The 11,795-nt window shown below is 72.8% G+C and carries 7 protein-coding genes; 5 read left to right on the plus strand and 2 right to left on the minus strand.

The genetic code is table 11. From position 1 onward, the window contains the following. Positions 1 to 48: 48 nt before the first annotated feature. Complete coding sequence (locus tag ACFXAZ_RS30005) at positions 49 to 4,317, plus strand: molybdopterin-dependent oxidoreductase (protein ID WP_384597524.1); 4,269 nt, start codon at positions 49 to 51, stop codon at positions 4,315 to 4,317. 368 nt (positions 4,318 to 4,685) lie between these two features. Here the strand turns inward: ACFXAZ_RS30005 and ACFXAZ_RS30010 are convergent, their stop codons facing one another. Beyond that, entirely contained in the window at positions 4,686 to 5,711 is a 1,026-nt protein-coding gene (locus ACFXAZ_RS30010; RefSeq protein ID WP_384597540.1) for an EamA family transporter, read from the minus strand. Positions 5,712 to 5,774: 63 nt separating this feature from the next. Between ACFXAZ_RS30010 and ACFXAZ_RS30015 the strand changes: the two genes are divergently transcribed. After that, the gene (locus ACFXAZ_RS30015; protein WP_384597526.1) at positions 5,775 to 6,368 is read left to right on the plus strand and encodes a MarR family winged helix-turn-helix transcriptional regulator; all 594 of its coding nucleotides are present in this window, start codon (positions 5,775 to 5,777) and stop codon (positions 6,366 to 6,368) included. Here ACFXAZ_RS30015 and ACFXAZ_RS30020 read toward each other — a convergent pair. After that, positions 6,286 to 6,816 carry a DUF6328 family protein gene (locus ACFXAZ_RS30020; RefSeq protein WP_384597542.1) on the minus strand — a complete coding sequence of 177 codons (531 nt, stop codon included), beginning with the start codon at positions 6,814 to 6,816 and terminating at the stop codon, positions 6,286 to 6,288. The genes ACFXAZ_RS30015 and ACFXAZ_RS30020 overlap by 83 nt on opposite strands. An 866-nt stretch (positions 6,817 to 7,682) precedes the next feature. Here ACFXAZ_RS30020 and ACFXAZ_RS30025 point away from each other — a divergent pair. From ACFXAZ_RS30025 to ACFXAZ_RS30035, 3 genes are all read left to right on the plus strand, one after another. Then, a complete protein-coding gene (locus ACFXAZ_RS30025; RefSeq protein WP_384597528.1) occupies positions 7,683 to 8,915 on the plus strand; it encodes an acyl-CoA dehydrogenase family protein in 1,233 nt (410 codons plus the stop codon). 157 nt (positions 8,916 to 9,072) lie between these two features. After that, entirely contained in the window at positions 9,073 to 10,725 is a 1,653-nt protein-coding gene (locus ACFXAZ_RS30030) for an ABC transporter substrate-binding protein (protein WP_384597530.1), read from the plus strand. Beyond that, positions 10,722 to 11,669, plus strand: coding sequence for an ABC transporter permease (locus tag ACFXAZ_RS30035; protein WP_384597532.1), 948 nt, complete (start codon positions 10,722 to 10,724; stop codon positions 11,667 to 11,669). The genes ACFXAZ_RS30030 and ACFXAZ_RS30035 overlap by 4 nt, the downstream gene beginning before the upstream one ends. Positions 11,670 to 11,795 lie beyond the last annotated feature (126 nt).

An 11,795-nucleotide genomic window follows, 5' to 3' on the forward strand; every position in this document is an offset into this window, starting at 1 on the left:
CTCCGTACGGTGCCCGGGACGGCGTACGCACCGCACGGTGGGGGTTCAGTGGCAGCGGGTTCGACTCAGGACAGGGCCCGCACGGTCTGCTCGTACTGCGGGGTCGGGTGCGGGATCGTGCTGGAGCTGGACCGCAGCCCCGTCGACGGGCGCCGCCGGGTGGCGAGGGCGGCCGGGGACAAGGCGCACCCCGCGAACGCGGGGCGGCTGTGCACCAAGGGCGCCACGAGCGCGGACATGATGGCCGCGCCGGGCCGGCTGGACTCGGCGCTGACGCGGGCCGAGCGGGGCGCGCAGCCGGTGCGCACCGACGTGGACGAGGCCATCGCGTCGGTCGCGGGCGCGCTGCGGGCGATCCTGGACGAGCACGGGCCGGACGCGCTGTCCTTCTATGTGTCGGGACAGTTGTCTCTGGAGGCGCAGTACCTGGCGAACAAGCTCGCCAAGGGGTTCGTGCGGACGAACCAGATCGAGTCGAACTCCCGGCTGTGCATGGCGTCCGCCGGGACGGGCTACAAGCTGTCGCTGGGCGCGGACGGCCCGCCGGGCTCGTACCAGGACTTCGACCACGCGAACGCGTTCTTCGTCATCGGCGCCAACATGGCCGACTGCCACCCGATCCTGTTCCTGCGGATGATGGACCGGGTCAAGGCGTCCGGCGCCAAGCTGATCGTGGTCGATCCGCGCCGCAACGCCACCGCCGACAAGGCCGATCTGTTCCTCCAGATCCGGCCCGGCACCGATCTCGCGCTGCTGAACGGGCTGCTGCACCTGCTGGTCGAGGGTGGCTACACGGACGGCGGCTTCATCGCCGAGTTCACCGACGGGTGGGCGGACATGCCCGCCTTCCTCGCCGATTACCCGCCCGCGAGGGTCGCGGAGATCACCGGTATCCCCGAGGACGATCTGCGGCGGGCCGCGCGGTGGATCGGCGAGGCCGGTGACTGGATGAGCTGCTGGACCATGGGGCTCAACCAGTCCACGCACGGCACCTGGAACACCAACGCCCTGGTCAATCTGCATCTGGCCACGGGTGCGATCTGCCGTCCGGGCAGCGGCCCGTTCTCGCTGACCGGCCAGCCCAACGCCATGGGCGGGCGCGAGATGGGGTACATGGGGCCCGGTCTGCCCGGTCAGCGGTCGGTGCTCGCCGAGGACGAGCGGGCCTTCGTGGAGGAGCTGTGGCGGATCCCGCCCGGCACTCTGCGGACCGAGGTGGGACGCGGCACGGTCGAGATGTTCGAGCGGATGGCCGCCGGTGACATCAAGGCGTGCTGGATCATCTGCACCAACCCGGTCGCCTCGGTCGCCAACCGCAGGACCGTCATCGCCGGTCTTGAGGCCGCCGAACTGGTCATCACCCAGGACGTGTTCGCCGACACCGAGACCAACGCGTACGCCGATGCCGTGCTGCCCGCGACGCTGTGGGCCGAGTCCGACGGGGTGATGGTCAACTCCGAGCGCAGTCTCACCCTGGTCCCGGGCGTGGTCGACCCGCCCGGACAGGCCCTGCCCGACTGGCTGCTGATCGCGCGGGTGGCATGCGCGATGGGCTTCGCGGAGGGTTTCACGTACGGCAGCGCGGAGGAGGTGTTCGAGGAGCTGAAGCGGGCGTGGAACCCGAAGACGGGGTGGGATCTGCGCGGGGTCGGCTACGAGCGGCTGCGCGCCACGCCCGTGCAGTGGCCCGCCCCGGACGCCGACGGACCGGACCGCAACCCGATCCGCTATCTCAACGACGGTGTCAGCCAGACCCTTCTGGAACGCCCCGACGGGACCCGTCCCCGGCTGGCCTTCCCCACCGCCGACGGCCGCGCCCGGTTCTTCGCCCGCCCGCATCTGCCGGCCGCCGAACTCCCCGACGACGACTACCCGTTCGTCCTGAACACCGGTCGGCTCCAGCACCACTGGCACACCCTGACCAAGACCGGCAAGGTCGGCAAGCTCACCAAGCTCCATCCCGGCCCGTTCGTGGAGGTGCACCCCGAGGACGCCGCCGCGCTGGGCGTCACCGACGGCGACCGGGTGGACGTCGCCTCCCGGCGCGGCCGGGCCGTGCTGCCCGCGGTGGTCACCGACCGCGTGCGGCCGGGGAACTGTTTCGCGCCCTTCCACTGGAACGACCTGTTCGGCGAGTACCTCAGTGTCAACGCCGTCACCAGCGACGCCGTCGACCCGCTCTCCTTCCAGCCCGAGTTCAAGGTCTGCGCGGTGGCGCTCACCAGGATCGCCGCGCCGATACCGGCGGGACTGCCGGAAGGGCGGTCGGTCGCCGGTCGGGCGGGAGTGCCGGAGGGACGCCCGGCGGGAGTGCCGCAGACCGTGGGGATGACTTCGCCGGTCGGCTCCCTCCCTGTGGCGGGCCCTGTGCCCGCCACCGTTGACGCCCTCCTACCGGCTGTCGCCACCGCCGACTCCCCTGTCCGGGCCCTCGCCGATCTGTTCGGTATCGCCGATCACGCCCCCGCGCCCCTCACCGAGCCCGAACGCCGCTACCTCTCCGGGTATCTCTCCGGCCTCGCCCGCACCTCGCCCGACGGACGCGTCCCCGTACTCCCCCCGGGCGCCCCCTTCGCCCCGGACCACGCCCTGTGGGTGGACGGCGTCCTCGCCGGGATGTACTCCCGTACGGACATGGCCACCGCACCCGCCCCGGCCGACCACCCGGCCGCTGACGCCCCTCTCCCGGCCCGCCGTCTGCTCGTCCTGTGGGCCTCGCAGACGGGCAACGCCGAGGAGTTCGCGGCCGGGGCCGCCGCGCGGCTGGCGCGGGTGGGCCGGGCCGCCGAGGTGCTGCCCATGGACGAGGCGGCGCCTGCGGGGCTCGCCGGGGACACTGATGTCCTCCTCGTCACCAGCACGTTCGGCGACGGCGACGCGCCCGACAACGGCTCCGCCTTCTGGCAGGCGCTGTCCGCGCCGGACGCGCCCCGGCTGGAGGGGACCCGCTACGCGGTGCTGGCGCTCGGCGACTCCAGTTACGACGACTTCTGCGGCCACGGGCGTCGGCTGGACGAACGGCTCGACACCCTCGGCGCCACCCGGCTCGTACCGCGCGCCGACTGCGAACCGGACTTCGAGGAGAGCGCCGGGCACTGGCTCGGCCAAGTGGTCACCGCCCTGGCCACGCACGGCGTCGAGCCGGTCCCGCCGCCTGAGGCCACTGTCCACGCGCCCGCGACCCCCGAGCGGGCCGCCTACACCAAGAACTCCCCCTTCGTCACCCTCCTCGTGGGCAACCGGCTGCTGAGCCTGCCGGGTTCGGGCAAGGAGGTACGGCAGTTCGCCTTCGACACCCGGGACGGGGAACTCGCCTACGAGGCCGGGGACGCGCTCGGCGTCTGGCCGGCGAACGGCGCCCACCTGGTCGCCGAATGGCTCGCGCTCACCGGACTCGGCCCGGATGAGCCGGTGGACCTCGGCGATCCGTCCCCCGTGCCCCTCGAAGAGGCGCTGCGCACCCGGCTGGACATCTCGCGGATCGGCGCCGGTCTGCTCAGGTTCGTGACCGAGCGGACCGGCAGCCATGACCTCAAGCGGCTGCTGCGCCCGGACAACAAGGACACGCTGGCCCGGTGGAGCTGGGGGCGCCAGGCCGCCGATGTACTCGCCGAGTTCCCCGTACGGGCCTCGGCGGCGGAGTGGGCCGGGGTGCTGGGACGACTGACGCCCCGGCTGTACTCCATCTCGTCCAGCCCGCTCGCCCACCCCGGGGAGGTGCGGCTCACCGTCTCCGTCGTCCGCTACACGGGCGAGGCGGGCCGCCACCGTACGGGGGTGTGCTCGGCCTATCTCGCCGACCACGCGGACGACGGGCCGGTGCAGGTGTTCGTCCAGCGCTCCCCGCATTTCCGGCCGCCGGCCGATCCCGCGGCCCCGCTGATCATGGTCGGTCCGGGCACGGGGGTGGCTCCCTTCATCGGCTTCCTGGAGGACCGTCAGGCCCGGGGTCACTCCGGCCCCAACTGGCTCTTCTTCGGTGAACAGCGCCGGGCCACCGACTTCTACCACCGCGAGGAACTGGAGGCGTACCGGGCGGGCGGCCAGTTGGACCGGCTCGACCTCGCCTTCTCCCGCGACCAGCGCAACAAGGTGTACGTCCAGGACCGGATGCGTGAGCACGGGCCCCGGCTGTGGCAGTGGCTCCGCGACGGCGCCCACTTCGCCGTGTGCGGCGACGCGGGGCGGATGGCCAAGGACGTGGACGAGGCCCTCAAGGAGATCGTGGCCACCCATGGCGGCATGGCACGCGATGAGGCCGCCGCGTATGTCCGCCGGATGGCCACGGAGAAGCGGTATGTGCGGGACGTCTACTGACAGCCGCGCGGGACACCTACTGAAGGCCGTGCGGGACACCTACTGAAGGCCGTGCGGGATATCTACAGACGGCCGGCTCCCGAGGACCCGCCGGAGGAGACCTGTCCCGAGCGAGGCGCCCTTCGGCCAGGCAGACGCCCCAGCGGAGCACGCCCCCTTCGGCCGACGGGAGGCCCCAGCGGGGCACGCCCCCAGCGAAGGCACTTCGCAGCCAAGGCACCTCGTGGCCCAGGCGACCGCCGCCCGAGGAAACGCCCCGCAGGAGCACACCCCCGTGCGAAGGCACCCCCGTAGGGAAGGCGTGCCCCGCAGCCGAGGCGACCGCCGCCCAAGGAGGCCACCCCGGAGGGGCACACCGCCGGGGCCGCTCACGGGCCATCGCATCGGGCCGCCGCCCGCGCCGGGCGCTCCCCGGCACCCGGCTGCCGGGGCACCCGCCCGCTGGCCCGCCGCCGCGCCCAGGCCGGCCATCTCCCCTCGCCACACCGCGCCCGCGCGGGCTGTCTCTCGTCACCCCGTCCCGCCCGTCGTCCGGGCCGCCCCGGTCCTCCCGGCCGTCCCCGTCCTGCGGGCCGCCCCAGCCACACCCCGGCCAGCACCAGGACCAGCCCGCACACCTGCTGGGCCGTCAGGGCCTCCCCGGCGACCGCCGTGCCGAGCAGGACGCCGGTCACGGGGTTGAGCAGGCCGATCAGGCCGACCGTACCGGCGGGCAGATGGCGCAGCCCGGTGAACCAGGCGACGAAGGCCAGCGCGGTGGCGACGAGGGCGACATAGGCGAAGGCGAGGAGCGTGGACGCCGGGAGCGCGGGGGGTGCGCCCTCGACGGCCGCCGCCACCGGGAGGAGCAGGATTCCACCGGCCGTGAGCTGCCAGGCGGTCGCGGCGAGCACATCCGCCCCGTCCTTCCACCGGGTGGCCAGGAGGTGGCCGAAGGACGACACCAGGACGGCGGCCACCGAGGCGGCGACGCCGGGCAGGCTCAGGCCGTCCTGCCCGGTGAGCAGCATGAGCGCGACCCCGCCGAGCCCGATCGCGGCGCCGAGCAGATGGGCGGCGCGGGGCCGTTGGGAGACCAGGGGCCAGGCGACGAGCATCATCGTCAGCGGGGAGACCGCCATGACCGTCGAGGCCACGCTGGTCGGAAGGAGCTGCGAGGCGACGTACACGAGGACGAAGAAGACGCTCATGTTGAGCAGTCCCAGCACCGCCGAACGCCACCACCACGCCCCGCGCGGGCGCTGCCGGGCCACGGCCAGCAGCACCAGACCGGCGGGCAGCGCGCGCAGGGCGGCCCCGTACAGCGGGCGGTCCGCCGGGAGGAACTCATGGGTGACGTAGTAGTTGGCGCCCCAGGCCACCGGGGCGACGGCGGTCAGGGCCACCCAGCGCATATTGCCTTCCATGGAAGGTAATGTAGCGCCATAATAGTTTCCCGGGAAGCTAATATGGGGCTCATGGACAGGAGCAGTCAGGAAGTGGCCGGTGCCGGGGCCGGGGGGCATGGACCGGTACCCGACCATGTGGCCCGCATCCAGGCCGAGTGGGGCCGTGAGCGGCCCTATGTCGATGTGGGCCCGCAGGGGGTGATCGGGCGGCTGCACCGGCTGGCCGGCCGGCTCACCGAGGAGCTGACGCTGGTGTACGGCCGTCATGGGCTCGGCGAGGGCGAGTTCGACGTGCTGTGCGCCCTGCGCCGCGCCGGGGAGCCGTACGAGCGGGCACCGGGCGAGCTGGCCGCGTACACCATGGTGACCACGGGGGCGATGACCAAGCGGATCGACCGGCTGGAGCGGGCCGGGCTCGTCACCCGGCGGCGCGCGGCCGACGATCAGCGCGGCCGGATCGTCGCCCTCACCCGCCCCGGCCGCGAGCTGATCGACCGGGCGTTCACGGACCACATGCGCAACGAACGGCGGCTGCTGGACCGGCTCACCCCCGCCGAGGCCGCGACCCTCGAAGCGCTGCTCACGAACTGGCTGGCCCGCCTGGAGGATCCAGAGCCCCCGGCGGACGCCCGACCCGCGTCCGGGCCCACAGCGGCAGGATGAACCAGCACAGGACGAACCACACCACCACGGGTACGACCAGCCAGCCCGCCAGCGTGTTGTGCAGGACGACCCGCAGGATCAGCAGCAGCGCCGAGGTCATGGTGCCCAGCAGCAGGACGAGCCCGATCACCGTCAGCCGGGACGCCCACTGCACGGTCTGCGGCTTCACCTTGCGGCCGGTGAGCATCCGGTGCAGCGCCGCAGGCCCGATCAGGGCCCCGGTCGCCGCGGCACCCAGGAACACGGTGGCGAGGTAGATGCCCTGGTCCGCGTCGGAGAGATCGGCGAAGCGCGGCTGGAACACCACCGCGAGCAGGAAACCGAACAGGATCTGCACGCCCGTCTGGGTCACCCGCACCTCCTGGAGGAGGTCGGCCCACTGCCGGTCCGCCCGCTCCTCCTCGCTCTCCGCGCGCCCTCGCCGGGCACCGTCACCGTCCGGTGTCACCCTCACCGCCCTCCTCTCATCTCCCGTCCGGATTCCGGCCGTCCGGATTCCGGCCCTCCGGGTTCCGGACCGTCCGGTTCCGGGCCGTCCGGTTCCGGCCGATCGGGTTCCAGCCGTTCGGGTTCCTTCCCCTCCCGCTCCCGCCGCTGCGGCGAGCCGCTCTCACCGCACCTCGGATACTCGCGAAGCCGATGATCAAAACTGGGAACAGCCCTGGAGTCCGATTTCGCGGACATTCCCGGACCCGCGATCACGCAGACACCGAGAGACATATCGTACGAATATCGGCCCAGTCGCGCTCTCCGGGCGCCGCACCCCGCCCCGGCCGCTCCCCCGGGCCCTCGGCGGCACCCGACCGATCGGCCCGCGCGATCAGCCTTGATCAGAAATCGGCATTGGACGTGGCCCGGACCAGTCCTGCATGCTCAAGGGCATGTTCGGGCCTATGACTGCGACGGAATTCGGCCGGGGTGCCGCCGATGCGGTTCGCCCTGGACGCAGCGATCTCCTGATGCCCCGTCTGACGCAGTGCCGCGTCGTGGACTTCGGCAAGGTCAAGTCGACCAGCTGTCGCTGACCCCCTCCGCCTGACCCGTACCCCTCGCACCACCGCTCTCGCGGTGAGCGCGGGTGCGCAGGCCGGACCGCGGGCCGCCCGCCCGCGCCCTTCGACACGGTCTCCCCACTTCTCCCCACGGTCGGCGCCCGGCCGGGGTCCCGCACGGATCCTCGCCCCGCGCCCGAGGTGAGCCGTGTCGTCGTCCCCCGTTCCGCTCACCCCACGTGCCCGGAGCGTCACCCGACACCAAGGACACGCCCATGCCTCTGGCCCCCGCACCGGCTCTCCTCGCCCAGGCGAGGGCGTCATGAGTCCCGCCACCGACGTCGCCACCGGTTCGGTGAGCGGATCCGTCACCGGTTCCGCATCCCCTCCGGCCGCCGAGAGCGGACTGCCCCGTCCTGACCTCGGCCGTCTGCACGAGGTGACCGCGGCGCTCGCGGCGCGGGCGCCCGAGTACGACCGCACCGGCGCCTTCCCCCACGAATCCCTCCAACTGGTCCATGACGCGGGGCTGCTGACCGCGGGAGTGGATCCCCGGTACGGCGGTCCCGGCGGGTCCTTCACCGACATCACCCGGATCCTGCTGGCGCTGGGCCGCGGGGATCCATCGGTCGCGCTGATCGCCGGGATGACCATCGTCCCGCATCTGCTGCACCCCCGTAGTCCCTGGCCCGAGGAGCTGTACCGGCGGGTGCTGGCGGAGTCCGCGCTGCGGCCGACGCTGCTCAACCACGCGCGGGCGGAGCCGGAGATGGGCTCGTCCACCCGGGGCCCGCTGCCCGCGACCACGGCCCGCCGGACCGCCGACGGCTGGTCGCTGACCGGCCACAAACGGTATGTCACCGGCTCCGAGGGGCTCAGCTACTTCCTGGTCTGGGCCGCGACGGACGAGCCCGAGCCGCGCGTCGGCAACTTCATCGTCCCGGCCGGGACGCCCGGCATCGAGATCCTCCCCACCTGGCACCAGCTCGGCATGCGCGCCACCGGCAGCAACGAGGTGGTGTTCACGGACGTAGAGATCCCCGCGGACCATGTGCACGAACTGGCCCCGCCCGGCGCCGCTCCCGCCCCGGGTGTCCTGCCCGGCAGTGTGACGCTGCTGCTGTCGTCCGCCCTCTACCTCGGGGTCGCGCGGGCCGCCCAGAGCGCCGTGCACACCTACGCCCATGAGCGGGTGCCCGCCGCGCTGGGCCATTCGCTCGCCGGCACCGGACGGTACAAGAGAGGGGCCGGCGAGATAGAGACCCTGCTCTCCAGCGCCGAGCAGCTGATCTTCGGGGTCGCCGGGCAGGTGGACCGGGGCGAACCCGTCCGCGGTGTCGACGCTCTGGCGTCGAAGGTCATCGTCGTACGGCATGTCACCAGTGCCGTGGAGACCGGGCTCCGGCTGCTCGGGAACCCCGGGCTGGCCCGGGAGAACCCGCTGGAGCGGCACTTCCGTGACATCCAGTCGGCCGGGGTGCACGCGCCCGGCGAGGACGCCGTCCTGCCGCTGGTCGGCGCCACGGCCCTCGCGGCGGAGGCACCCGATGCCTGAACCTCTCCCACCCCTTCCCCCTCCCGTTCCCCCTCCCTCACCCAGCAGCACTCACGCCCGGAGAACCACCATGCGCACGCCCCTGTCAGCCCGGTCGGCCCCGCCGGCCAGATCGTCCCGGCCGGCCGGATCCGCCCGCCCGGCCCGTACATCCCGTATGTCCCTGGCCCGCCTCGCCCGTCCGCTCGCGGCGGCGCTGGCCGGGTTCCTCCTGCTCACCGCCTGCTCGTCGGGGGGCGGGAACACGGGTGACTCCGGCTCGGACACGCCCGTCCAGGGCGGCACGCTCACCACCGCCGTCGACACCGAACCGGTCTCCTGGGACGTGCACGCCAGCACCCAGGACGTCACCGCCGAGATCCAGCGGCAGGTGGTCGACTCCCTGGTCGCGCAGGACGCCGACGGAGAGTTCCACCCCTGGCTGGCCACCACCTGGGAAGTGGCGGACGACTACAAGAGCTACACCTTCGAACTGCGCACCGATGTGACGTTCAGCGACGGCACCGCCTTCGACGCCGCCGCGGTGAAGGCCAACTTCGACCACATCGTGGCCGACTCCACCAAGTCGCTGTACGCGGTGAGCCTGCTCGGCCCCTACACCGGCACCGAGATCGTCGACACGCACACCGCGAAGGTGACCTTCTCCCAGCCGTTCGCCCCGTTCCTCCAGGCCGCCAGCACGCCCTACCTGGGCTTCTACTCCCCCGAGACGCTCAAGACCGACGCGGCCAAGCTCGCCTCGGGCGGGCCCACCAACGTGGGCAGCGGGCCGTTCCTGTTCACCAGCTACACCAAGGGCCAGTCCGCGGTGCTGACCCGCAACCCGGACTACGACTGGGCGCCCGAAACGGCCACCCACACCGGGCCCGCCCATCTCGACAAGCTGGAGTTCCGCTTCCTGCCCACCGCCTCGGTGCGCTCCGGCGCGCTGACGAGCGGTCAGGTGGACGTGGCGAAGGCCGTGCCGCCGCAGAACGTCGCCGCGGTCGAGGCCAACTCCGCGCTCTCCCTCCTGTCCCGCGCGGCCCCCGGCGGCAACTACAACCTGTGGCTCAACGGCTCGCTGGCCCCGTTCGACGACCAGCGGGTGCGCGAGGCCGTACAGCGCGGGATCAACATCGACCAGAACGTCGAGACGGTCACCTTCGGCCAGTACCCGCGCGCCTGGAGCCCGATCAGCCCCACCACCCCGAACTACGACAAGACCCTTGAGGGCAGCTGGCCCTACGACGCGAAGCTGGCCGGGCAGCTGCTGGACGAGGCGGGCTGGACCGCGCGGGACGCGGACGGCTACCGCACCAAGGACGGCGAGCGGCTGACCATCGAATGGCCGGTGCTGTCGATCCAGGCCACCCGCGAGGGCCGTGACGTCCTCGGCCAGGCCGCCCAGGAGGACCTGAAGAAGATCGGCATCGAGGTCCAGCGGCCCAGCCTGGACCTGGGCACGTACAACACGCAGGTGTACGGCGGCAAGGCGCACATCGTGGACATGAGCTGGCCCCGGTTCAGCCCGGACGTGCTGTGGCTGTTCCTCAACTCGGGCAGCGCGCCCGCCGAGGGCGGCATCAACGCCACCTTCGTCAAGGACGACCAGCTGGACGCCTGGACGGACGAGGGCCGGGCCACGCTGGACGAGAAGGTCCACGCCGACGTCTATCCCAAGGTGCAGCAGCGGGCCATCGACCTCGCGCTGGTCGTCCCGATGTACAGCCAGGTCTCCCAGGTCGGGACGTCCACCGCCGTCAAGGGTCTGACGTTCAGCGCCAGCAACTGGCTGACGTACTACGACGCCTGGCTGGACGGCAAGTGAAGCCGGCCACGGCGGCGGGGCCTGCCCGCGCGGTTCTCACCCGGCTGGGATCGGCCCTCGCGGTGATGGTGGGGGCGGCGACCCTCGCCTTCCTCGCCCTGCGGATGATCCCCGGCGACCCGGTGTCGGTGCTGCTGGGGCCGTCCAACGCGGGCTCCCCGGAGGTACGGGCGGAGATCCGCCGCGAGTACGGCTTCGACCTGCCCGTGGCCGAGCAGTACGTGCGTTATCTGGGACGGCTGGTCCAGGGCGACCTCGGCGAGTCGTACCAGCTCCAGCGGCCGGTGTGGGAGCTGATCGGGGATCAGCTGGTGCCGACCGTGCAACTGGCGCTGGCCGCGCTGGTGCTGGCCGTCGTCCTCGCGGTGCTGTCCGCGGTGGCGACGGCCGGGCGGCGGCCCGCGCTGCGGGCGGTGGCCTCGGTGTGGGAGCTGATCGCGGCATCCACCCCGTCCTACTGGGTCGGGATCGTGCTGCTGACCGTGCTGTCGTTCCAGTTCCCGGTGTTCCCGGTGGCCGGTGCCGACGGGTTCGCGGCGCTGGTGCTGCCCGCCGTGACGCTGGCGCTGCCGCTGACCGGGGTGCTGGCCCAGGTGCTGCGCGAGGGCCTGGAGGCGGCGCTGGCCCAGCCGTTCGTGGTCACCGCCCGCTCCCGGGGGGTGGGTCAGTCGGCGGTACGGGTGCGGCACGCGCTGCGGCACGCGGCCGTACCGCTGCTGACCCTCGCGGGCTGGCTCACCGGTTCGCTGATCGGCGGCGCGGTGCTGGTGGAGACGGTGTTCGGGCGGCCCGGTATCGGCTCGCTGGTGCTCCAGGCGGTGACCGCCAAGGACATGCCGGTGGTGATCGGTGTGGTGCTGCTGTCGGCCTTCGTCTTCGTCGTGATCTCCACCGTGGTGGAGCTGCTGTATCCCGTCATCGACCCGCGGCTCCGGAGTTCCTGATCCATGACCAGTACCCTCCTCCCCGATCTCGGCCCCGGCCCGGCGCCCCCCCGGTGCCCCCCCGCCCCGCGGCGCGGGGGCGGGCCCCCCGGCAGTGTGCGGCGAGCGGGCGCGCGGCGGCTGCTC

It is taken from the genome of Streptomyces sp. NPDC059477 (assembly GCF_042749375.1).
Classification (GTDB): domain Bacteria; phylum Actinomycetota; class Actinomycetes; order Streptomycetales; family Streptomycetaceae; genus Streptomyces.